At 70.8% G+C, this 20,788-nt stretch carries 23 protein-coding genes and 2 pseudogenes; 5 read left to right on the top strand and 20 right to left on the bottom strand.

The annotated features are described in order from the left end of the window. Positions 1 to 99: 99 nt before the first annotated feature. A complete protein-coding gene (locus IPK37_11730) occupies positions 100 to 885 on the bottom strand; it encodes a nucleotidyltransferase domain-containing protein (GenBank protein ID QQR99670.1) in 786 nt (261 codons plus the stop codon). A 147-nt stretch (positions 886 to 1,032) separates the two neighbouring features. Between IPK37_11730 and IPK37_11725 the strand changes: the two genes are divergently transcribed. Beyond that, positions 1,033 to 1,431 carry a helix-turn-helix transcriptional regulator gene (locus tag IPK37_11725; GenBank protein ID QQS02837.1) on the top strand — a complete coding sequence of 133 codons (399 nt, stop codon included), beginning with the start codon at positions 1,033 to 1,035 and terminating at the stop codon, positions 1,429 to 1,431. 31 nt (positions 1,432 to 1,462) lie between these two features. Next, entirely contained in the window at positions 1,463 to 2,446 is a 984-nt protein-coding gene (locus IPK37_11720; protein QQR99669.1) for a hypothetical protein, read from the top strand. Positions 2,447 to 2,567: 121 nt separating this feature from the next. On the opposite strand, the gene IPK37_11715 is transcribed toward IPK37_11720, so the two are convergent. The 10 genes and pseudogenes from IPK37_11715 to IPK37_11670 all read right to left on the bottom strand — a co-directional run bounded on the left by IPK37_11715 (position 2,568) and on the right by IPK37_11670 (position 11,591). Next, entirely contained in the window at positions 2,568 to 3,479 is a 912-nt protein-coding gene (locus IPK37_11715; GenBank protein ID QQR99668.1) for a hypothetical protein, read from the bottom strand. Further along, positions 3,476 to 3,727 (bottom strand): hypothetical protein, encoded by a 252-nt coding sequence (locus IPK37_11710; protein ID QQR99667.1) that lies wholly within the window; start codon positions 3,725 to 3,727, stop codon positions 3,476 to 3,478. Before IPK37_11710 ends, IPK37_11715 begins: the two co-directional genes overlap by 4 nt. Beyond that, complete coding sequence (locus IPK37_11705; protein ID QQR99666.1) at positions 3,646 to 5,184, bottom strand: hypothetical protein; 1,539 nt, start codon at positions 5,182 to 5,184, stop codon at positions 3,646 to 3,648. The genes IPK37_11710 and IPK37_11705 overlap by 82 nt, the downstream gene beginning before the upstream one ends. A 31-nt stretch (positions 5,185 to 5,215) precedes the next feature. Next, a complete protein-coding gene (locus tag IPK37_11700; protein ID QQR99665.1) occupies positions 5,216 to 6,667 on the bottom strand; it encodes an aldehyde dehydrogenase in 1,452 nt (483 codons plus the stop codon). 3 nt (positions 6,668 to 6,670) lie between these two features. Beyond that, positions 6,671 to 6,919: a tautomerase family protein gene (locus tag IPK37_11695; protein ID QQR99664.1), complete on the bottom strand. Its 249-nt coding sequence runs from the start codon at positions 6,917 to 6,919 to the stop codon at positions 6,671 to 6,673. Beyond that, a complete protein-coding gene (locus tag IPK37_11690) occupies positions 6,919 to 7,731 on the bottom strand; it encodes a 4-oxalocrotonate decarboxylase (GenBank protein ID QQR99663.1) in 813 nt (270 codons plus the stop codon). The genes IPK37_11695 and IPK37_11690 overlap by 1 nt, the downstream gene beginning before the upstream one ends. Beyond that, a complete protein-coding gene (gene dmpG / locus IPK37_11685) occupies positions 7,731 to 8,819 on the bottom strand; it encodes a 4-hydroxy-2-oxovalerate aldolase (protein ID QQR99662.1) in 1,089 nt (362 codons plus the stop codon). The genes IPK37_11690 and dmpG overlap by 1 nt, the downstream gene beginning before the upstream one ends. After that, positions 8,816 to 9,904, bottom strand: coding sequence for an acetaldehyde dehydrogenase (acetylating) (locus IPK37_11680; GenBank protein ID QQS02836.1), 1,089 nt, complete (start codon positions 9,902 to 9,904; stop codon positions 8,816 to 8,818). Before IPK37_11680 ends, dmpG begins: the two co-directional genes overlap by 4 nt. Before the next feature lie 7 nt (positions 9,905 to 9,911). Then, positions 9,912 to 10,720: pseudogene (locus tag IPK37_11675) on the bottom strand (fumarylacetoacetate hydrolase family protein). Positions 10,721 to 10,820: 100 nt separating this feature from the next. Continuing rightward, positions 10,821 to 11,591 carry an IclR family transcriptional regulator gene (locus IPK37_11670; protein QQR99661.1) on the bottom strand — a complete coding sequence of 257 codons (771 nt, stop codon included), beginning with the start codon at positions 11,589 to 11,591 and terminating at the stop codon, positions 10,821 to 10,823. A 193-nt stretch (positions 11,592 to 11,784) separates the two neighbouring features. Between IPK37_11670 and IPK37_11665 the strand changes: the two genes are divergently transcribed. From IPK37_11665 to IPK37_11655, 3 genes are all read left to right on the top strand, one after another. Then, positions 11,785 to 12,522, top strand: a complete 738-nt coding sequence (locus IPK37_11665) for an IclR family transcriptional regulator (protein ID QQR99660.1) — start codon at positions 11,785 to 11,787, stop codon at positions 12,520 to 12,522. A 65-nt stretch (positions 12,523 to 12,587) separates the two neighbouring features. Then, positions 12,588 to 12,845: a type II toxin-antitoxin system CcdA family antitoxin gene (locus IPK37_11660; protein ID QQR99659.1), complete on the top strand. Its 258-nt coding sequence runs from the start codon at positions 12,588 to 12,590 to the stop codon at positions 12,843 to 12,845. Further along, positions 12,835 to 13,164 carry a type II toxin-antitoxin system PemK/MazF family toxin gene (locus IPK37_11655; protein ID QQR99658.1) on the top strand — a complete coding sequence of 110 codons (330 nt, stop codon included), beginning with the start codon at positions 12,835 to 12,837 and terminating at the stop codon, positions 13,162 to 13,164. Before IPK37_11660 ends, IPK37_11655 begins: the two co-directional genes overlap by 11 nt. Here the strand turns inward: IPK37_11655 and IPK37_11650 are convergent. The 9 genes and pseudogenes from IPK37_11650 to IPK37_11610 form a co-directional block, all read right to left on the bottom strand. Continuing rightward, positions 13,103 to 14,380: a CZB domain-containing protein gene (locus IPK37_11650; protein QQR99657.1), complete on the bottom strand. Its 1,278-nt coding sequence runs from the start codon at positions 14,378 to 14,380 to the stop codon at positions 13,103 to 13,105. The two genes, IPK37_11655 and IPK37_11650, sit on opposite strands and share 62 nt — an antisense overlap. A gap of 153 nt (positions 14,381 to 14,533) precedes the next feature. Then, on the bottom strand, positions 14,534 to 14,938 hold the full coding sequence (locus IPK37_11645) for a heme-binding protein (protein QQS02835.1): 405 nt from the start codon (positions 14,936 to 14,938) through the stop codon (positions 14,534 to 14,536). A gap of 70 nt (positions 14,939 to 15,008) precedes the next feature. Continuing rightward, the gene (locus IPK37_11640; GenBank protein QQR99656.1) at positions 15,009 to 16,082 is read right to left on the bottom strand and encodes a 2Fe-2S iron-sulfur cluster binding domain-containing protein; all 1,074 of its coding nucleotides are present in this window, start codon (positions 16,080 to 16,082) and stop codon (positions 15,009 to 15,011) included. A 115-nt stretch (positions 16,083 to 16,197) separates the two neighbouring features. Continuing rightward, positions 16,198 to 17,112, bottom strand: coding sequence for a catechol 2,3-dioxygenase (locus IPK37_11635; protein ID QQR99655.1), 915 nt, complete (start codon positions 17,110 to 17,112; stop codon positions 16,198 to 16,200). Then, a complete protein-coding gene (locus IPK37_11630) occupies positions 17,109 to 17,453 on the bottom strand; it encodes a 2Fe-2S iron-sulfur cluster binding domain-containing protein (GenBank protein QQR99654.1) in 345 nt (114 codons plus the stop codon). The genes IPK37_11635 and IPK37_11630 overlap by 4 nt, the downstream gene beginning before the upstream one ends. Before the next feature lie 19 nt (positions 17,454 to 17,472). Further along, the gene (locus tag IPK37_11625) at positions 17,473 to 17,814 is read right to left on the bottom strand and encodes a phenol hydroxylase (GenBank protein ID QQR99653.1); all 342 of its coding nucleotides are present in this window, start codon (positions 17,812 to 17,814) and stop codon (positions 17,473 to 17,475) included. 3 nt (positions 17,815 to 17,817) lie between these two features. Further along, complete coding sequence (locus tag IPK37_11620) at positions 17,818 to 19,365, bottom strand: YHS domain-containing protein (GenBank protein QQR99652.1); 1,548 nt, start codon at positions 19,363 to 19,365, stop codon at positions 17,818 to 17,820. A 55-nt stretch (positions 19,366 to 19,420) separates the two neighbouring features. After that, positions 19,421 to 19,715 (bottom strand): annotated as a pseudogene (locus IPK37_11615) (MmoB/DmpM family protein). Positions 19,716 to 19,717: 2 nt separating this feature from the next. Further along, the gene (locus tag IPK37_11610; protein ID QQR99651.1) at positions 19,718 to 20,737 is read right to left on the bottom strand and encodes a phenol 2-monooxygenase; all 1,020 of its coding nucleotides are present in this window, start codon (positions 20,735 to 20,737) and stop codon (positions 19,718 to 19,720) included. Between the last annotated feature and the right edge of the window lie 51 nt (positions 20,738 to 20,788).

Genomic DNA, 20,788 nt, shown 5'->3' with positions numbered 1-20,788 from the left:
CGGGCCGCCCTCGCCGCCACCCCCGGGGCGGTCGCGCGGCCGGGCCCCGGTTCGATCGACCGGGCACCCGACGCGCGGATCAGGGCGCCGGTGGCGCAGTCAGCTGCGCTGCCAGCCCCACGTCGTGACCTGCACCGCGCACATCACCTCGTTGACGCGCGCCAGGTTCGGCTCGTCCGGGACGGCCACCGCCCCCTCCAGCAGGTCCGCGAGCCGGGCCCGCGCCTCATCGACCCGCCGCATCGCCTCCGCCCGGTCCACCTGGCCGGTCTTGACCTCGCGACAGGCGGCCAGATCGGCGGCGGCCATCGGGAGGGTCAGCATCCCGGTCGACATGAGCTCGACGCCCTGCAGGCCGAGGCGCAGGGCGTGGCTGGCGTACTTGGTGTCGTACCCGAACCGCTCGATCAGCTCCGGCCGGTACGGCACGTGCGACTGCTTGCCCCGACCCAGCATCCGCTCCCGCTGCCCGTCCAGATAGCCCAGATAGCGCCGGCCCGCCCGCCGGGACACGATGGCGTCCCGCGCCGCCAGCAGCAGCTCACCCCGCGCGTCCAGCACGTCGTACCGCGGCAGGTAGAGCATCGTCAGCACCGTCGGGTTGCCGGCCGTGGCCAGCCGCAGGAACTTGTGCAGCGAGTACAGCACCAGGTCCAGGTCGCCCGGGCCGGACCGGACACCCTCCGGCTGGGTCCGCGAGACGTAGTGGCCGGTGGCCGGCGCCAGGCCCAGGACCTGCTCCGGCGTCTCGACGTACACGCCCATCTCGTCCCGATCGTCGGTGCCGACGATCGCCATCCCGTGCGCCCCGGAGCCGACCTCGCCGCGCAGGATCGTGCCGGCCAACGCGACCTCACGGTCGCCGACGCTGACGTTCGGACTCATCGGTTCCTCCTCGCGCTGTGGGCAGTCGATCAGGATGCGGTACGTCGGGCGCGGCGCGCCACCCCTTTACCGCAACCAGATGGGTCGACGCCTTCTGTCGACGGCGCATCGGACCCTAGGTAGAGTTCTGGCATGGGACCGCCCCGGATGTCCACCACCACCCGCATGGTGCTGGCCGTCTTCCTCGCTGAGCCGGCTGCCCCGCGCTACGGCCTGGAACTCTGTCGGCTGGCCGGTCTGGCCAGCGGAACCATCCACCCGATCCTGGCCCGCCTGGAGACAGCCGACTGGCTGACCAGCGCCTGGGAGGACATCGATCCAGTCGCCGCCGGCCGCCCGGCCCGGCGCTACTACCGCCTCACGCCGCCAGGTGAGGAGCAGGCCCGCGCCGCTTTGGCCGCCCGTCCGCTGGCGAACCCCTTGCCGACCGCCGCAGCCCACGACCCGGAACCGATAGCGCGACCCGGGCCGCTGCATCCGGGAGGGCGATCCGCTCCGCTTCGTCCGGCCGGCTGGGGAACGGTCCCGGGGATGGCCGGGCCATGAGCGCCTCGCGGGCCACCGGGGCAGGTGGAGCGTGACCACGATCGAACGGGTGCTGTCCGCCGCGACGGCCATCCTGCCGGGGACAGAACGCGAGCGCTATCGACGCGAGTTCGCCGCCGAGCTGGCCGAGCTGCGGGGGCACCACCGATGGACGTACGTGCTGCGCGTGCTGGTGCGGCTGCCGTGGCTGCGGCGGACGCTGCGCGCCCCCGGTACGCCGAGCCCCCTGCTGTTGATGGTGACAGCGCTGTGTTTCGTCGGATCGGCGGCAAGCGGCGGCTGGGCCGCCTACCAGCGATGGTGGCCGACCTGCTTCGCCCCGGATCCACGGTCCGAGTGGGCCGACCCGAGCTTCGGGCCACTGGCTGCCAAGGGCGTGGCTGCGTCATGGGCAGCGTCCGGTCACGGCAGCTACTGGGCCTGCCTGAACGCTCAGGACAATGACCTCAAGGACTACCTCCACTCGATCAGCGCGGGCGTCCACCCGTTGCTCGGCGCCCAGGCCGCCGCATACCTGCTGCTGGGCTTGGCGGTAGCCCTCTTCCCGGTCGCCGTGGGGATGCGGGGCGCCGGGCCCGCCATGGGAGCCGGTTGGGGAGTGGCGCTCGCCCTGCTGGGTGGCTGGGTGCTGATCCCCCCTGGCATGGGCCGACAGGTCTTCATGGCGCTCACGCTCGTCCCCGTGCTGATCGCGCCGGCCTGCGTTGTCGCCCTGCTGGTGTGGGCGCTGGGCCACCTGGCCCCCTGGGGGCTACGGCACGTCCGGGTGTGGCAGGGCCTCGTGGGCCTGGCGTCATTCGTCGGCTTTCCACTTCAGGACGAGTGGGTGACGACGCTGGTGACCCGAGCTTCCCCGCACGACACCGCGCCGGGGGCCGGGGTGCCCACGGCTGTGGCGGGCCTGGTCCTCGCCGGTTTCGTCGCCCACTGCGCGGTCGCTGTCCAGCGGCACCTCCGCCGTCGAGAGAGCCACCGACCCCTCCCGGCGCTCCGACGCGAGAGGCGGCTCACCTGAGGGCGGGTGAACACTCCAGCGCACGTGAGCTCGCCCGCCCTCGCGAGAGCCAACTCTCACCTCGGCAGGGGATGGTGAGCCAGCGCGGGCCAGGGCGGAGCGCTACGTCAAGCTCGGTGGCTCAGCTGGGAAGGGTCGTGATCGGGCGGGCCTGGACCACCCAGAGCCGATGCCCGTCCCCCGTACCCCGCTCGATGGCCCACTCCACGTCGACCGGCCGGCCGAAGAGCTCCTCGGCCGCGAGCACCGCCGCCCACACCGAGCGCGCCTCGTCGCCCGCCAGCGTGGGCGCCCCGCCGGGCGTACGCCGTACCTCCAGCGAACCCGACCGCTCGTCGAAGGCGTGCGCCACGCGCTGTACGCCGGGCCGCTGCGCGACCACGGTGCCGTCGGCCCGCGCGACCTCCACCATCGTCGGCACGAGCAGGCCGTCGGTGACGACGTCGCCGAGGCCGCTGCCGACCTCGATCAGCACCCGATCCCGCGAACCCGTGACGGGGTGGGCCGTGAACGCCACACCCGCCGCGTCCGCGCGGACCAGGGCCTGCACGATGATCGCTGGCGCATCCGCCGCCGCCGGGCCGCCGTGTCCGAAGACCCCCTCGGCGTACCGTCCCAGCCCCTCCCACGCCGACGGGTGCCGCAGCTCCGCGATCGTCGCCTCGACGGCCTCGGCGCCGCGCACCCCGAGGCGCGACGGCAGGATCGCGGCAGCGCTGCGTTCGGCGAGGTCCTCGTGCGGCGACGAGCTCCGTACGGCGACCGCGAGATCCGCCGCGTCCGCCAGCGCGGAGCCCGTCGCCGGTGTGGTGCCCGCGCCCGGGGTCGTTCCGGCGGCCTCGCGGCACAGCTCCGCGTACGCCGTGCGCGCCGCCGCCCGCCACCCGTCGTCCACGGCCGGCGCCACCGCCACGATGAACCCCGCGGGCACCGGCAGCCCGGCCGCCGACAGCCGCGCCAACCCGGCCGCCTTGTTGCCGACCAGCCCGCCCCGGCACGCCGCCTCGTCCGTGAGCCGCCACACCCGGTTCATGCGCCGACCTCCCGACTCGTCGCCGCCGGATCACGCCACAGCAGCCGCACCGTGCCGGCCCCGCCGTCCACCTCGACCACGTCTCCGTCGCGCAGCGTCGTGGTGCCGGTGAACGTGGCACAGACGCGCGGCACCCCGTACTCCCTGCTGATGATCGCCGCGTGCGTCAGCAGCCCACCGCCGTCGCAGACCGCGGCCGCGATCCGGTCGAACGCCGGGGTCCAGCTCGGCGACGTCGCCTCGCACACGAGCACGTCGCCCTGGCGCAGCAGCACGAGTCTTCGGCGTGCCGGACCACCCGCACGGTCCCGCGGCCGACGCCCGGTGAGACCCCGTAGCCCTGCAGCAGCTCGTCCCCCAGGTGGTCGACGGGGCCGCCGACGCCCATGACCTGCCGGAAGACCACGTCGTCGGGGGCCTCCCGCCCGTCGCCCAACCCCGCGGGCAGCTCGCGCCGCCGGGTCCGGCAGGCGGAGGTGAACGCCAGCCGGGACGCCGCCCGACCCGAGACGTCGCCCCAGGCCTGCTCCCCCGCGAGCACCGCCTCGAACTCCTCGGCGAGCAGGTGCCACACCTGGTTCGGGGCGAGTCCCCAGCGCCGCGCCGCCTCCCGCGCGACATCCGCCGCGGGCAGGTGCGCCCGCAGGTCGATCACGGAGTTGTGTTCCTCGCTCCACCAGGAGGCGTTCCCGGCCACCGCGAGCTCCCACGCGGCCCGCACCTCCGCCGCCGCCCCCGGGGCCAGCCGGGACACGACGGCATCGGCGAGCGCCGTGGCGTCGGCGGGGCCCCAGGACCGCTTGGGCGGGCCGGCCACCAGCGCGGAGCGGACGAGCGCCAACACCGCGGTCGCGTCCGCCGACCAGGGCGCCGACTCCAGGTCGAAGAGCGCGGAGGTGCGCCGGCCGTAGCGGGCCTGGACCCGCGCCAGGTCCGCGACGAAGGCCTGCGCCGCGGGCTCGCGGCGCAGCTCGGCGAGCACCCGGGTGGTGGGCGTTCGCAGCAGCAAGCGGGCGAAGCCGCCCTCGCGGGCGGCCTCCGCGAGCGCCCGCACCGCGCGGTCCGCGTCGCCGATGACGTGCGACTCGCCCTCGATCATCCGGGCGGCGTCAACGTCGGGTACGCCGTGGCGGCGGCACACCGCGACGTAGTGTTCGTGGACGGTCATGAGCCGGTACATCACGTCGAAGTGGATCCGCCACGCCCGCGCGTGCAGCGCCCGAGCCCGCCGCCAGTGCGCCAGCAGCGCCGGCTGCGACAGCCCGGTCAGGTCGACCGCGTCCAGGTCGTCCAGCTCCCCGGTCAGGTCGGCCGAGAGCGCGGCCCAGCGGGCGCGGAAGCCCAGGACGTACGCCGTGAGGTCCGCAGGCAGCGCCCCCTGCGGCGTACCGGCATGCTCTCCCGTCGTCGTCTCCGCGCGCGACACCCCGGCGTCCCGCGGGACGACCCCGACGTAGAGGTGGCAGCCCACCAGGCGGGCCTGCAGACCGCCCGGCAGGCCCAGCTCGTCCGCGGCGGCGACGGCGCCCGCGGCGAGGTCGTCCACGAGCGCGATCACCAAAGGAACGAGGCCGCGGGGCGTGTGGAAGTCCAGCGCCCAGCGGCCGGCCCGATCCGCGGGGGTGAACGCGGTGACCCGGTCGCGGCCCGTGGGCGGCGCCCAGCACGGCAACGCCGGCTCGGCCGCCACGGTCCACGGGTCCACGGATCCCCTTTCGGCAGCTACCGCCAGGCGGTCAGCTCCCGTCGCGGTTGATCTGCATGACCACGGCCTTGGGTTCGGTGAAGAACTCGCGGCTGAAGTCGCCGCCCTCGCGGCCCACTCCAGAATCGCCCCCGCCGCCGAACGGCGTCCGCAGATCCCGGATAAAGAAGCAGTTCACCCACACCGTCCCGGCCCGCAGCCGGGAGGAGACGCGGTGCGCCCGCGACAGGTTTTCCGTGAACAGCATCGCGTTGAGGCCGTAGCGCGTGTCGTTGGCCATCGCCACGACCTCGTCCTCGGTGGCGAACCGGTTGACGATGCAGACCGGACCGAAGATCTCCTCGCAGTACGGCGCCGCGTCCAGCCCCAGCCCGTCGGCGATCGTGGGCCGGACCACCCAGGACCCGTCGTCGGCGACGCCGCCGGTGTGCACCGTGCCGCCGAGCGCGCGGATCTGCTCGACGTAGCCGGCGACCTTCTCGAAGTGCTTCCTGCTGCTCAGCGCCGAGAACGTCGTCGCCGGGTCGAACGGGTCGCCGATGACCAGCGACTCGGCCTTGGCGACGAATCGCTTCAGGAACTCGTCGTAGATCTCGTCCTGCACGAACAGCCGGGAGCCCGCCAGGCAGATCTGGCCCGCGTTGCGGAAGATGGCCTCGACGGCCCAGTACACGGCGTTGTCGAGGTCGGCGTCCGCGAAGACGATGTTGGCGCCCTTGCCGCCGAGCTCCAGGCTCACCGGCGCGAGGTGCTCCGCCGCCGACTTCATGACGAGCTTGCCGGTCTGGCTGGACCCGGTGAACGTGACCCGATCGACGTCCCAGTGGGAGGTCAGGGCCGCACCGGCCGGAGCCCCGTGCCCGTTGAGCACGTTCAGCACCCCCGGCGGGAACCCGGCCTCGGCCGCCAGCCGGCCCAGCAGGGTCACCGACGCGGGGGTGTCCTCCGAGGGCTTGATGATGCAGGTGTTGCCCCAGGCGATCGCCGGCGCGATCTTCCAGGTCGCCATCATCAGCGGGAAGTTCCACGGCGAGATGGCCGCGACGACGCCGGCCGGGCCGAACTCGCTGTAGCTATGGTGCCCCGAGTCCATCGGGAAGACCTGGCCGCAGTTGTCCCGCTGGTGGTCGGCGAAGAACCGGAAGTTGTGCACCGATCGGGCGATGTCGTGCTTGGCCTGGGCGAAGGGCTTGGCCATGTTGCGGGAGTCGTACGTCGCGAGGTCGTCGGCCCGGGCCTCCATGAGGTCGGCGAGCTTGTGGATGGCCTTGGCCCGCTCCACGCGACCCATCCGCGGCCACGGCCCCTCGTCGAACGCTGTGCGGGCGCTGGCCACTGCGCGCCGGGCATCCTCTTCCCCGCCCTCGGCGGCCTGCGCCCAGACCTGCTGGGTGTAGGAGTTGTAGACGTCGAACCGCGCCCCGTCGACCGACTCGACTTCCTCGTTGTCGATGATGTGACCGAAGAACTTCAGGTCAGCCATGATTCACGAGCCTTTCTCGGCGGCGGCGCCGGTGCTGGGAACGGGCTGCACGGCCGCGGCCCGACGTTCGGCGAGGGTGACGTCGCCGGCGGCGAAGTGCTCGGCGGGGACCTCGCGCAGAATCACCCGCACGCTGTCCTTCGGGGCGACCCCGGTCTGCACCACCGCATCGGTCAGCGCGGAGATCAGTTGGCGCATCATCGCCGGGGTCCGGTGCTCGGCCGTGGTGAAGGTGCACTCGATGAGCGGCATCAGCCCGCCTCCCCCGAGGGCGCCGCGCCGCCGGCGACGAAGACGGAGCCGAGGTGGGCGAAGTGGGCGGCGATGCTGGAGCCGGGCGGGGCGAAGACGGCGTCGGTGATCCCGCCGGTGAGGACGATCCAGCCGGCCTCGATCGCCAGGCCCCGCTTGGCCAGGTCGTTCGCCGCGAGCGCGAGGGCCTCCCCGGGGTGGCCCTGGACGGCGGCGCCGGTGGCGGAGTCGACGATCTCGCCGTCGACCTCCATGAGCACGGCCTCGGTGGCCAGGTCGATGGCCTCCGGGGGCAGGGTGATCCCGCCGGTCACGAACGCCCCCGAGGAGGCGTTGTCCGCGATCACGTCGCCCGCGGTGAACTTGAAGTCCTTGTATCGGGAGTCGATGATCTCCACCCCGCCCAGGATCGACCCGACGGCCGCCATCGCCTGTGCGCCCGTCACCCCCGGACCGGCCAGCCTCTCCCGCATCACGAACACGATCTCCGGCTCGATGCGCGGGTGAATGAGCTGGTCCTGCGGCACCGGGTCCCCGGCGGGCAGGATCATCGCGTCGGTCAGCCACGCCACGAACGGGGTGTCGACGTTCATCCGCTGCTGCTTGGCGCGGCTGGTCAGGCCCAGCTTGACCCTGATCAGCTTCTCCCCCCGCGCCAGGCGCCGGCGCAGGGTCTCGTCCTGGATCCGATAGCCCGTCTCCACGTCGAGCTCGGGCCACTCGTCGGTGAACTTGACCCGGTCGCGCCGCTCCGCCTCACACGCCAGCAGCTCCGTGGCGACGCTGTCGACATCCCATCGCTGCGCGGTCATCACTTCGCTCCGATGATGTTGGGATCCGACGCCTCGTTGAGCAGCTCGATCGCGACGTCGATGATCATGTCCTCCTGGCCCCCGACGTACCCGTACTGACCGACGCGCTCCAGGATCGCGTGCGCCGGCACGCCGTACCGCTCACTGGCCCGCTCCGCGTGCTTGAGGAAGGAGCTGTAGACCCCCGCCTGGCCCTGCGTGATCGAGCCGCGGTCCATGTAGGGCAACGCGGGCAGGAACGGGCGCACCACGTTCTCCGCGGCGTGGAGCAGCTTGTCGGTGTCCAGCTGCGTGTCGATGCCGAGCCGCTCGAAGGTCACGGCCAGCACCTCGGTCGGGCTGTTCCCCGCCCCGGCACCGAGCGCCGACAACGCGCCGTCGATCTGCCGCGCCCCGGCCTGGTAGGCCAGGATCGAGTTCGCCACCCCCAGCGACAGGTTCTGGTGGCCGTGGTAGCCGACCTGGGCGTCCTTGCCGATCCGATCCACCACCGCGGCGACCCGCTCCTTGGCCTGGTCCAGGATCAACGCCCCCGCCGAATCCACCACGTAGACGCACTGACAACCCGCGTCGACCTGGATCGCGGCCTGCTCGGCCAACTTCTCCGGGGAGACGCGGTGGCTCAGCATGAGGAAGCCGACGGTCTCCAGCCCGAGGTCGCGCGCGGCGCCGAAATGCTGGTACGACGTGTCGGCCTCGGTGCAGTGCGTCGCCATCCGCACCACGGAGATGCCGACGTCCTGGGCCCGCTTCAGGTCCTCGACCGTGCCGACCCCGGGCAACAGCAACGAGGCGATCTTGGCCTGCCGCGCCTCCTCGACCGCGACCTGGATGAGCTTGAGCTCGTCGGTGCCCGAGAAGCCGTAGTTGAAGCTGGAGCCGCCCAGGCCGTCGCCGTGGCTGACCTCGATGACCTCGACGCCCGCGTCGTCCAGCGCCCGCACCGTGTCCCGCACGTGCTCGACGGTGAATTGGTGGCGCATCGGGTGGCTGCCGTCCCGCAGCGTCATGTCCGTGATGCGCACCTGACGCTTCGTGCCCACCGCATCGGTCGTGGTCCGCTCCTGCGCGAACAGCACCTCGCTCATGCCTTCGCCTCTTCCTTGCTCGTCCCGGGCTGGGTCGCCTCGTCCTTGCTGGTGTCGTGCTTCGCGGCCTGCTTCAACGCCCGATCCGCGGCGCTGCCCGGAAGCGGCGCCGACGTCGCGGCCCGGAACTCCACCTGCTGCGCGACGCCCTTGACCGGGTGCGCCTGGCGGTAGGCCATCAGCTTGTCGCCGATGTGCGCCGACGCGGCGGTGATGATGTCGAGGTTGCCGGCGTAGTCCGGCAGGTAGTCACCGGCGCCGACCACCTCGAGGAAGACCGCCACCCGGGCCATCCCGTTCCAGGTGTCGCGGGCCTCGTCGTACTGCGGGTCGGACTTCATGCTGTAGCCGGGCACGTACTTGCGGACCTGCTCCACCATCGCCGTGATCGAGGCCGTCAGCTCGTCCTGCTTGGGGCCCGCTTCGGCGTACTCGGCGGGGATGGCCACGAAGACCGTGTTGCGCATCTTCATCGGCGGCTCGACCGGGTTGAGGATGATGATCGCCTTGCCCTTGCGGGCGCCGCCGACCTCCTCGATCGCCTTGCTGGTCGTCTCGGTGAACTCATCGATGTTGGCCCGCGTGCCCGGACCCGCGGACTTGCTCGACAGCGACGCGACGATCTCCGCGTACGGCGTCGGGCCGGTCACCCTGGTCACCGCGTGCACGATCGGGATCGTGGCCTGGCCACCGCACGTGATCATGTTGATGTTCATCGCGCCCTCGTCGAAGGCCTCCGAGACGGCCGGCGAGACGAACGGGCCGACCGCCGCGGGAGTCAGATCCACGGCCACGATGCCCTTCTCGGCGAACCGCGGCGCCGAGGCGGCGTGCGCCTTGGCCGAGGTCGCGTCGAACACGATGTCCGGCAACTCCTCCGTCGGCAGCGACAGCAGCCAGTCGACACCGCCGGCCGAGGCGGTCAGGCCGACACTCTCGGCCCGCCGCAGACCATCGGAGTTCGGGTCGATGCCGATCATGTATTTCGGCGTGATCATCTCGGACCGGCGCAGCAGCTTGAACATCAGGTCGGTGCCGATGTTGCCGGAGCCGATGATGGCCGCGGTTGCGGGGCGAGTGGGCAGGGCCACGTCACTTCTCCTTCGCAAAACGAGCGGTCACGCTGCCGAGACCGGCAAACGTGGCGGTGACCGAGTCACCAGCACTCACCGACACCATCGGGGTGCACGAACCGGGCAGCACCACGTGCCCCGGCTCCAGGGTGATCCCCAGCGCACCGACGGTGTTGGCCAGCCACACCAGGGAGTTGATCGGGGAGCCGAGCACGGCGCCACCGGCGCCGGTGGCGACGACCTGGGCGTTCTGGTGCAGCACGCAGCCGGTCAGCCGCAGATCGACGTCCTCGATCCGGGTCGGCCGGCTCCCCAGCACCACCGCGCCGGAGCTGGCGTTATCGGCGATCGTGTCGAGGATCGAGATCCTCCAATCCCGCACCCGGCTGTCCACGATCTCCAGGGCCGGCAGCACGAAATCGACTGCCGCGAGCGCCTGCGCCACGGTCACCCCGGGGCCCTTCAACGGCGCCCGCAACACGAACGCGATCTCCGGCTCGATCTTCGGCTGCAAGAAAGCACCGCGGGGATCGGCGCGTGCTCCAGGTAGAACATGTCGTCCAGCAGGTGACCGTAATCCGGCTGGTCAACCCCCAACTGCCGCTGCACCGTCGCCGCCGTCAACCCCACCTTGTGGCCCTTGACCACCGCCCCCTCGGCGAGGCGCTGACGAATCTGCAGCAGCTGAATCTCGTAGCTGTCCGCCAGCTCCAGGCCCGGGTAGGTGTCGATGAGCGGCTCGATGGCCGCCCGCGTTCGATAGGCCTCCAGGAGCCGAGCGGCGGCCTCTGCGCGCAGGGACGGGTCCACGACGACGCACTCCTTCATGCTTGACGTCCCGGCGGCCAGGCGGACGCCAAGGTCCGATGGGGCGACGCTACGCCGCTCCATCGCGAGGTGATCAGGGGTGTTCCCCGGTGGGGAACGCTCAGCTGGCCATCGCCAGCCGGCCGGAGATGCGCTTGCCGACGGTGGCGACGAGCCGCGAGGAACGGTCGACCTCGCCCAGCATTCGGGTCGTGGGCGCGACGAGGCTGATCGCGGCGTAGGCGCGGCCGGTCAGGTCGCGGATCGGCGCCGCCACGCTGGACAGCCCCGAGACCGCCTCGCCGTGCGTGATGCCCACGCCGAGCTTGGCCCTCTGCGCCACCTCGGTCCGGTAGGCCTGGGCCGAGCGGATCGTCCCCACCGTGCGCGGCGGGAAGCCACGGTCGAGCGGGTCCGGGTTGAAGGCCGCGATGACCTTGCCGGAGCTGGTGCAGTGCGACGGGAAGCGGCGCGGCACCGCGGTCATCAGGCGGCGACACTCCGGCGACTCCAGGCGCTCCGCATAGACGATGTCGACGCCGTCGAGCACGCCGAGGTGGACGGTGTGCCCGGTGAGCTGCCGCAGCTCCTCCAGCATCGGGAGTGCTACCTCCCGCAAGCGCAGGCGCTGCTGGGCCAGCTGGCCGAGTTCGAACAGGTGCAGCCCGAGGCGGTATTGCCCACTGGCGGCGTTCTTCTCCACGAGGCCGCGGCTGCACAGCGTGGTCAGGAGCCGATGCGCCGTGCTCTTGGCGATCCCGAGGCGCCGCGCGATGTCCGAGACGCCCAGCTCGGCGTCGCGGCTGAAGCAGTCCAGCACGTCAAGGGCGCTGGCGACCGAGCGGAGCGTGTCCGGACGGTCCCCCGCAGCGTCGAGCGCGGTCAGCGTCATAGCGATCCCTTCCCCGACGGTGGTGACCGTCTGGCCATACCTCGACAGTCGCCGATCGCGATGCCAACATCAAGGAATGTGTCCCGCTGAGCGGAACGCGACTCCCCCGCCGTCGCGTCCTTCCATGATGGCCGCCACCCCGCGTGCCCGCAGGCCAAATCCGGAAGCTCCCCCCTCGCAGGTGGCCCGCCAAATGCTGCTCTTCGACGCGCTGTATCGCGCCGAGCAGGCGTTGCCGCTGGCGGAGCTGGCGCGCCGCGCCGGCCTGCCCAAGACCTCCACCCACCGCCTCGCCGAGGAACTGTGCCGGCACGCGCTGCTGGAGCGGGCCGACGGGGGTTACCGGCTCGGGATGCGCCTGTTCGAGCTGGGCGCCGGCGTACCGCCGCAGCGCGCCCTCCGCGAGGCCGCCCTTCCGCTCATGGCCGACCTGCGCGAGGCGACCCGCTGCACGGTGCACCTGGCGGTCTTGGACGGCATCGAGGTCGTCTACGTGCAGATCCTCAACAGCCCCGGGTCGACGCGGCTGCCGAGCCGGCTCGGCGGCCGCCTCCCCGCGCACGCGACGGGCGTGGGCAAGGTGATCCTCGCCTACTCCCCGGCCGAGGTCGTCACGGCCCGGATCGACGCGGGCCTGACCCGGCTGACCCCCCGGACGATCTGCACGCCCGGCACCCTCAGCCGCGAGCTGGAGACCATCCGCGCCAACGGGGTGGCTTATGACCGCGAGGAGTCGACCGTGGGGATCCACTGCGTGGCCGCGCCGGTCTTCGACGCCCAGGACCGCGTGGTCGCGGCCCTGTCCGTAACGGGCCGCTCGACCCGCGAGGTCGTGCGGGTAGCCCCCGCCGCGCGGACGGTCGGGCTCGCGTTGGGTCGCCTGTTGCAGGCCCGCACGCCGCCGCCGGCGCACCCCCTCGATGCCCAGTGACCAGCGCCGACGCCGCCGGTGAGGCGCCGCAGAGCTTGGTGGCATGATCGTGCTACTTTTGTGGCATGGCGCGCGTGCGGATCAGTACGACGGTGGACGGCGACCTGTTGACCCAGGCCCGCGCCATCAACCCCGACCACAACGACTCGTCGATGGTCGAGGACGCCCTCCGGCTGCTGCTCAAGCGGCATCGGGACGAGGAGATCGCGGCGCAGTATGCGCGGGCGTATGCGAACGGCAACGACGCGGTCGACGAGTGGGGCGACCTGAACGAATTCCTCGACGCCGCCGTAGCCAGCCGCTCACCCGAAGATGTTTACTGACCTGCCATCCCACGGCGAGCTGTGGTGGTCCAGCATTGCCGAGGTGGGACCGCGACCCGCAGTCGTCCTGAGCCGTGATGAAGCCATCGCGGGTCGCCGGCGCACGATGGTGGCCTTCTGCAGCACTCGCCGTCGCGGCCTGCTCACCGAGGTGCTGCTGGAGCCCGGCGACGACCCCGTCACAAAGCTGTCGGTAGTTCAGCTGGACTCGCTGACGGACGTCGCGGTTCACCAGTTGACCGAGCGGCTCGGCCGGCTCAGCCCGGCGCGGATGCAGCAGATCTGCCAGGCCCTGGCCACGGCTGTGGCCTGCGACTGACCCCGCTCAGTCGCGTTCGACCTGCGGCCCAGGAGGTCAGCTGGTCGGTGAGGTTCATCGCGATCCCGGCGTACCCGTTCGTGTCGCACATCAGGTGCTCGGCCGCGGTGCGACGGCCGCCCACGGCCTCGGCCAGGATGCGGCTGGCGGCGCGGTGGAAGTCGGCGTGCGTGGCGCGGGCCGTGGCCGTGCGGGTCCGGTCGAGGGCCTCGGGCTCCCCGGTGCCCAGCCACTGACCGAAGGCGCACCCGTCGTCGCGGGCGGCCGACTCGACGGTGACGCCCTCGGGGAGGGTGCCGGAGTCGATCGCGGCGCGGAGCCGCTTCTTCCAGGCCGCGTGCGCGGTGATGGCGGCCCGCAGCGGATGCACCGTGACGCTGCCGGCGATCGCCTCGACGGCCTGCCGCTGCGCGCCCACGACGTGCTCCACCTGGTCCATCTGCTGGTGCGACCGGGTGAGGCTGGCCCGGGCCTGATCGGTGGCCGTCACGCAATCGGCGACCTCGGACCGCAGCTCGGTGGTGGCGTCGGCCACCTTGGTCGCGGATCGGGTGATCTCGGCGATCGTCGCGTTCTGCTCCTCGATGGCGGCCGCGATCGAGGTCTGGCTCAGCTCGACGCGCCGGAGCATCTCGTCGATGCGCAGGACCGCCTCCCGAACCTGCTCGCTGTTGCTGGCGAGCTGGGCGAGCTTGTCGCCGATCTCGGCGGTGGCCGCGGTCGTCTCGTGCGCCAGGCTCTTGACCTCCTCGGCCACGATGGCGAAGCCCTTCCCGGCGGCGCCGGGAAGGGCGGCCTCGATCGTGGCGTTGAGGGCGAGCAACCGGGTCTGGTCGGAGATGCTGGAGACGGTCTTGACGACGCCATCGATCTGCCCGGCCGATTCGGCGAGCGAGTCGACCGCACCCCGGACCCCACGGGCCGCCTGGGAGGCGTCCGCGACGGCCGCGGTGGCCTGGGAGGCGGCCTCGGAGACCTCGCGCATCGCGGCGGTCATCTCCTCGGTGGCCGAGGCCACGGCCTGCGCCTCGTCCGCGACGGTGCCCGTGGCCACGGACATCGACGCCGCGGCGGTCGCCGTCTCCTGCGTGGCCGAGGTCATCCGGGCCAGACACTCGGTCAGGTCGACCACCGCGACGGTGACCTGGTCCCCGCGGGAGAGCAGGCTGCGCAGCGTCGACTCGGGCAAGCCCGTGCCGGTCGGGGAGGCGGACATCTGGCGACCATGACCGAACACGGGGGGATCCTTCTCTCGCACGGAAACTCGGCGGAGAACCATCGACGGAGAAGCCCTTGACCTGCGAAAGTGAACGCCCGTTACCTCGGGCGCACAACACGGTGAACACCCGGCTTCCGAGGGCCCCCGAAACTAGCCGGCCTGCACCGCCTGGGCGCCCGCGGTGGCGACCTGCGCGTACTGCTCAGCGGAACCCCCCGAGCAGCCCACCGCGCCGACCAGTTGGCCGTCGATGACGATCGGTACGCCGCCGCCGAAGACCACCAGCCGATCCCGGTGCACGATCCCGGCGAGCAGCGCGGGCTCGTCCTTGATCATCCCGTACCACTTCTGCGTGGGCACCCCGTTGAACGCCGCCACCGTGTAGGTCTTGTCCCGCGCGATGCCCATCGACAGCAGCGGCGCCCCGTCCGGCCGCAGGAACGCCAGCTCGTTGCCGGCGCCGGCGCAGACGGAGATGTTGATCGGCACGCCGATCTCGAGGCTCTGGTGCCACGCCGCGTCCAGGGCGCGCATGGCGCCCGCCGCGGTGAGCATGGGCCGGTTCGCCGTGATCGGCGCGTTCTCGTGGTGCATGGCTGGGTGCTCACCTCCCGCGACCTACGGCTTAGCGCTTGATCAACGGCGACTTGACGCCGCCGGTGGCCTTGTCGGCCTCGTTGAAGAAATCCTCCCGGAAGATGTCGCGCGGGAACAGCCGCCGCGACATCAGCGACTTCAGCGCCGCCTCGACCATTGCCGGGAACCCGCACAGGTAGCCCTGGTGCCCCTTCAAGGTCTCGTGGTCGGCCTCCAGGACGGCGGTCACCGTGCCCTCGGCGTACCCGTCCTCCCCCGTCTCCGACAGGCAGGGCCGGTAGGTGAACTGCTCGGGATAGTCCTCCTCGAGCTGCCGGAAGACGTCGACGTCGTACAGCCACTCCTTGCTGCGGCCCCCGGCGTAGAGAGTGATGTGCCCGTCGTACTCGCCGTTGACCAGCGCGTGCTTGATCATCGACGCGATCGGCGCGAGCCCGGTGCCGCCGGCGATCATGATGGCGGGCGCGTCGCCGCCGACCTTGAGGACGAATCGCCCGTACGGTCCGGACAGCGCCACCTCGTCCCCCACCGCGAGGTCCTTGAACACCCACCCGTCGGTCGCCTTGCCGCCCTCGACGCGCCGCACCTGAAACTCCAGCAAGCGCTGCTCGGTGGGCGGGTTGGCCATCGAATAGGTCCGGTCGACGGCCGGCTCGCCGTCCCGCGCGGGCACCATGACCCGCATGTATTGGCCGGCGTTGAACGCCAGGTCCCGGTCGATCTCGATGGTGAGGCGCTTGGTGTCGGTGGCGATGTCCTCGATGGCCACGACGGTGCCGGTGTAGTCGTCGACCGGGTGCACCTCGATGTCCTCGTCCACGTCCACGTCGGCCTCGATGGTGACGTCGGACCGCGGGAACGCGCAGCACACCAGCGTCTTGCCCTCGTCGCGCTCGAAGTCCATCAGCGCGAAGCTGGAGGACTCGCCGTGGTCGACGTCGCCGTCCAGCACCTCCACCTTGCAGGTGGCGCACGTGCCGTGGGTGCAGCTGTGCGGCACCCACACGCCGCTGCGCAGCAGCGCGTCCAGGATCGTCTGGTCCTCGCGGCATTCGACCTCACGGCCGAGCGGTTCGACGGTGACGGTGTAGGTCTGCGACATCGGGGCGCTTCGCCTTCCGGGTCTGGAGCGGAACGTGGTGACGGGCGCCGTACGACGGGTCACGTCGTACGGCGCCCGTGGTCTGGTTTCGGGTCTGGCCTTGGCCGACGTCAGGTCAGGTCAGGACGGTCGTGAAGCGCTCGTTGAGCTCGCGCTGCAGGTAGAAGATGCCCTTGCCGAGCTGGTCGACGGTCCAGCGGACGGTCGGCCGGTCGCGGTAGGCCATGTAGCCGCCCGCGTAGACCTCGTTGCGGTTGCCCGAGGGGTCGAAGAAGTAGATCGTCGTGCCGCGGGTGATGCCGTGCTGGGTCGGGCCCACGTCGACGGACACGTCGTCCATGGAGAACAGCGACCCTGCGCGGCCGACGGCGCTCCAGTCGAGCAGCTGGAACGCGAAGTGGTGCAGCCCGCCCTGCGGGCCGCCGATGATGGCCAGGTCGTGCACCTTCTGGGAGGCGGACAGCCAGGTGCCGACCAGCTCGTGGTCGTCGTCGAGGCTGGTCTGGACCCGCTCGGTGGGGTACCAGTCGAGCACCTCCGTGAAGAACCGCTCGGCGAGCCCGGGGTCCTCGGCGGTGATCAGGGCGTGGTCGATACCGGGGACGCCGACGCCGACCAGGTCGCGGGGGAAGACCTCGGGGTTGATGAAGCCGACCTCGTTGCCGACCTCGGTCATCTCGGCGTACAGCTCGACCCGGTGCTCGCTGGGCAGGTTGAACCGTACGCCGTCGCCGACGGCCTCGTTCTCGCCCTTGCTGAAGCGCTCGACGGTGACCCCGAACTGCTGGGCGCGGCTCTCGTAGGCGGCCAGGTCGTCCACGGAGGAGACCTTGTAGCCCAGCTTGACCAGGCCCACGCCGCCCTCTTCGAGGACCAGGCTGTGGTGCTCCCACTCGTCCCAGCCCTTGAAGTACTGCTTGCCGTCGATCATCCCGACGTTCTTCATGCCCAACGTGCGCTCGTAGTGCGACACGGCGTCCGCCATGTCCGTCACGCGGGCGTGCACATAACCCAGCCGCAGAACACTCATGATGACTCCTTCTCGTATTGCGCGAGCCGGTACTGCCGGAGCATCGCGTTGGTCAGCCGGATCCGCTCGTCGCGCAGGCGGATCGTGACGTCGCCCCGCGGGACGGCCCGACAGCTCAGGCACGTCCCCTCGGCGCGCTCTTGGTCGGTGAGCACCGTGTCGCACACCGGCTTGGCGTAGTCCACCTCCCCGGTGAGGAGGTCGACCTTGCAGATGGCGCAGCCCCCACGGCGGCAGCCGATGCGGTAGGCGTAGCCCGAGTTGTACATGGCGTCGAGGATCGTCTCGCCGGCCTTGACCGGCACCTTCTCGCCGTCGGGTTCGACCGTCATCATCGGCATGCGCCGCTCCTTCGCGGGGCTACTGCTGGCTCAGCGGGTTCCCGCCGGCCATCGAGATCGTGTGCTTGTGGCCGACGCCGAGGTCGGCCAGCGTCGCGTCGTCCCGGGGGCTAAAGGCACCGCCGTCGTAGCCCCAGTCGAAGGCGAAGGACGGATCGTACGCCGGGTCGCTGGCGGCCCACGGATCGATCATTCCGGCCTTGAAGTCCGCCCACGTCATGGCCGTCGGCGCCCGGAAGGTGGCGGCGGCGCAGAACATCGGGTTGTCCTTCCACCAGACGTGCACCAGCATGTCGTCGCCGTACAGCTCCTGGCGCGACCGGCTCGGGAAGTCGTAGTCCGCGAGGGCCTTGATCGCCATGATTCAGACCTCCTTCACCGCGGCCGCCACGGCGGCCTCGTCGCGTGCGTCGGCGTGATTGCCGGAGATGTCCTCGACCTGGTCGTGCCACTTCTTCCAGTTGGCGTGGTCCACGCTGCCCTCGTATTCGCCGTTGTCGCCCTCGGCGATGCCGTACCACTCCAGCACCTCGGGAACCGACGGCCCACCGCAGTTGCCCTGATAGATCTGGTGCACCGGCAGCCAGGCCTGCACATACTTCTCGGGCTCCCGCTCGAAGATCCACTGGCAGCCGTCGGAGCAGAAGTTGAAGTTCTCGCCCTGATATTCGCTGCTCCGCTGGCAGATCGTCGTCGGGTCACCCGGCTCGGGGAACGTCATCGGGATCTGGCCGACCTGGCACAGCTGGGGGAGCCCGCCGAAGAAGAACCGGCCGCCGCCGTCGGCGATCTCCTTGGCCCGGTCCCAGCGCGGCTGGTAGTACTTCTCGAACGTGTCCGGGTAGGACTGCTTGAGCCAGGCCAGGTGCTCCTCGGTCGGGATCGTCGTGGTGAAGTTCGCCGCGAAGCTGAAGTTGTAGAAGACCAAGTAGACCGCGTGCGAGAGGATCTCCTTCTCGTCGATGGCCTGCTGCACGAACCGCGGGGGCTTGATGCCGTAGTAGGCCAGGTCCGGGAACAGTCCGTCGAGCATCTGCCGCTCGAAGTACAGCTCGAAGGCCTCCTTCCAGCTCATCACGGGCCGCGGGAGCATGTAGTCGAGCATCTGCGCCACGATCGCCGCGACGCGGTAGCCGCGCCAGAACCACTTGTCGACCCATTCCTGCACGATCGGCACGTTGTCCTCGTCCTGCTCGAGCAGGAACTTGATGGCCTCGAGCCCGAGGGTCATGTGCCGGGACTCGTCGGACTGGGCCGAGAAGCCGAACGTCATGGTCGGCAGGTCGCCGTTGAAGCTGGCGGCCGACATGAACGGCACGAACAGCAGGTTCGTCAGCAGGAACTCGAACGAGAACCCGATGGCAATGAGGAACTCGAACGGGCCGGCCGACAGCGCGTCGTCGAAGTAGGACTTCGGCACGGACAAATACCAGACCCGGTCGTGCTGCTGGGTGAAGTTGTGGAACCCGCTGTAGTACTTGTTGTAATTGCTCAGCGTGTGGATCTCGGTCTGCGCGTGCCGCATCTCGTCGATGCTCTGGCACAGCGCCGCGAACCGCGGGCCCGGGCCAGCGAAATGCCGCGAGAGGTAGGCGAAGTGGCGGTGCGCCTGGTATTCCAGCGGGGTCACGCCGCCGAGGAAGATCTTCATCGCGTTGAGGTAGCGAGCCTCGGACAACGTGAGGTGGCCCTGGCCCTGCGCGAATCCGTCCAGCACGGAGTAGAGGCGCTTGTCCTTCTCCGCCTGGTACTTGTAATAGGCGTCCACGGTCAGCCGGAAGGGGTCCTCCCACTTGCTCCAGTCGTGGATCTTGATGCCCTCGTACGTGACGTGCGGGTAGAGCTTGTCGAATTCGACGTAGCTCGGTTCCCAGTCGAGGTCGCGGGTCAGCGCGGAATACCGCGCCTTCATCGAGAGTTTCTTGGGCTTCTTCGGGGTGGTCGTATCTCTGCGTCAGTCCCTTTCCTCAGTGCTCCCAGGCGATGACGATCTCGTCTTCGTCCCCACTCGGTGAAGTTGCCGGCCACGGTGACGATGGCCATCTGGAATTCGTGGGTCTCCCACTCGCGGCCGAGGCGCTCCTCGACGGACTCGCGCTTGACGAGGATCTTCGTGGGCGACTGGAGCTTGACGACGCCGGGGAAGTGGTTGGCCGTGAGGTCATCGTTGTCGGCGATGATCGCCTCGATGAGGGCCCGGTGGTCCTCGGTCTCCTGCAGGTCCACGCTGACGAAGCGGGCCTGCGCGACGCGCTCTGCCATGCTCAGTTCTCCTTGACGTCGAGGCCGAGGCCGGCCAGGTGGTCGGTCAACTGGGTGCGCACCCGCCCGAGCGCCTCGACGGCGCCCACCGCGGCGAAGCTGTCGATGTGCTCGGCCATCGCGGTCACGGCGGCCACGGCCTGAGGCAGCTTGGCGGCGACGATGCGCTCGAAGGCCGCCTTGTTGGTCGCGCCGTACTCCGGGTCGGCCAGCCACGCCTTGTAGAGCGCGTCGAGCCAGCGGCGCTGGTCGGCGAACCAGCCGGACAGGTGCTGCGCGACCAGCGAATAGGCGCCGGCGCCGCCGAGCAGCGCGGCCTCGTCGAGCTCGCGGTAGAGCAGCCCGTAGGTGAGCTGATCGGTGAGGTCGTAGGCGATGACGGTGTCGGCCAAGTCGGCCTCGACCATTGCTTCCTCGGCGTACCGGCGCATGCCCTGCAGGTGGGCGTCCTCGACCCAGGCCGTCTTGGCAGAATCGAGCAGCTCCGCGCCGCCGCCGCCGAGGGCGATGCCGACGCGCGAGATGAGCTGGGCGATGCCGATGCGGTCGAACGCCGCGTAGGCGCAGCACTGCGTGATGGAGGTGCCATAGCCGAAGCGGCAGGCCCCCGAGAAGATCAGCTGGCCCGCCGACTCGTAGTGCCGCATGGGCACGAACGTGTCGGCCATGATGCTGCGCCACGCCTCGGGCAGCTTCGCGAACAGGTCCCGGGTGTCCAGGTAGTCCAGCGTCTTGCCGAACGCCTCGTGCATCCCGGTGCGGGTGGTGACGTACGGCGTGTAGTAGAGCTGCCGCGGGTCGGTGAAGGAGTACGGGTCGGTCAGCTTGAACTCGCTGTACGCCGGGTCGTACAGCTCCTTGTCCGGCGCCCAGGTCGGGCGGTAGTGGAAGTTCTCGGTCGCTTGGAGGCCGATCGTGCCCTCCTCGTAGCGGGACGCCGGTCGGTCGCCGAACCGCTCGATGAGGTGCGTGAACGTCTTGCGGCGCTGTTCGATGACTTGGGTCTTGAGCTCGTATTGCAAGGGGGTTACCTCCTTGGCTGGTCAGGCAGGGTAAGGCTGGATGTGGCTGGA

The organism is Austwickia sp. (genome assembly GCA_016699675.1).
GTDB lineage: Bacteria > Actinomycetota > Actinomycetes > Actinomycetales > Dermatophilaceae > Austwickia.
This window is presented reverse-complemented; position numbering and strand designations above follow the sequence as displayed.

What these genes read in the sequence shown, in the direction of transcription:
- IPK37_11665 (QQR99660.1), top strand. Translation starts at nt 11,785, where the DNA reads ATGCTGCTCTTCGACGCGCTGTATCGCGCCGAGCAGGCGTTGCCGCTG.
- IPK37_11730 (QQR99670.1), bottom strand. Translation starts at nt 885, where the DNA reads ATGAGTCCGAACGTCAGCGTCGGCGACCGTGAGGTCGCGTTGGCCGGC.
- IPK37_11650 (QQR99657.1), bottom strand. Translation starts at nt 14,380, where the DNA reads ATGTCCGCCTCCCCGACCGGCACGGGCTTGCCCGAGTCGACGCTGCGC.
- IPK37_11660 (QQR99659.1), top strand. Translation starts at nt 12,588, where the DNA reads ATGGCGCGCGTGCGGATCAGTACGACGGTGGACGGCGACCTGTTGACC.
- dmpG (QQR99662.1), bottom strand. Translation starts at nt 8,819, where the DNA reads ATGAGCGAGGTGCTGTTCGCGCAGGAGCGGACCACGACCGATGCGGTG.
- IPK37_11645 (QQS02835.1), bottom strand. Translation starts at nt 14,938, where the DNA reads ATGCTCACCGCGGCGGGCGCCATGCGCGCCCTGGACGCGGCGTGGCAC.
- IPK37_11655 (QQR99658.1), top strand. Translation starts at nt 12,835, where the DNA reads ATGTTTACTGACCTGCCATCCCACGGCGAGCTGTGGTGGTCCAGCATT.
- IPK37_11700 (QQR99665.1), bottom strand. Translation starts at nt 6,667, where the DNA reads ATGGCTGACCTGAAGTTCTTCGGTCACATCATCGACAACGAGGAAGTC.
- IPK37_11625 (QQR99653.1), bottom strand. Translation starts at nt 17,814, where the DNA reads ATGGCGATCAAGGCCCTCGCGGACTACGACTTCCCGAGCCGGTCGCGC.
- IPK37_11640 (QQR99656.1), bottom strand. Translation starts at nt 16,082, where the DNA reads ATGTCGCAGACCTACACCGTCACCGTCGAACCGCTCGGCCGTGAGGTC.
- IPK37_11690 (QQR99663.1), bottom strand. Translation starts at nt 7,731, where the DNA reads ATGACCGCGCAGCGATGGGATGTCGACAGCGTCGCCACGGAGCTGCTG.
- IPK37_11725 (QQS02837.1), top strand. Translation starts at nt 1,033, where the DNA reads ATGTCCACCACCACCCGCATGGTGCTGGCCGTCTTCCTCGCTGAGCCG.
- IPK37_11620 (QQR99652.1), bottom strand. Translation starts at nt 19,365, where the DNA reads ATGAAGGCGCGGTATTCCGCGCTGACCCGCGACCTCGACTGGGAACCG.
- IPK37_11635 (QQR99655.1), bottom strand. Translation starts at nt 17,112, where the DNA reads ATGAGTGTTCTGCGGCTGGGTTATGTGCACGCCCGCGTGACGGACATG.
- IPK37_11630 (QQR99654.1), bottom strand. Translation starts at nt 17,453, where the DNA reads ATGCCGATGATGACGGTCGAACCCGACGGCGAGAAGGTGCCGGTCAAG.
- IPK37_11715 (QQR99668.1), bottom strand. Translation starts at nt 3,479, where the DNA reads ATGAACCGGGTGTGGCGGCTCACGGACGAGGCGGCGTGCCGGGGCGGG.
- IPK37_11670 (QQR99661.1), bottom strand. Translation starts at nt 11,591, where the DNA reads ATGACGCTGACCGCGCTCGACGCTGCGGGGGACCGTCCGGACACGCTC.
- IPK37_11695 (QQR99664.1), bottom strand. Translation starts at nt 6,919, where the DNA reads ATGCCGCTCATCGAGTGCACCTTCACCACGGCCGAGCACCGGACCCCG.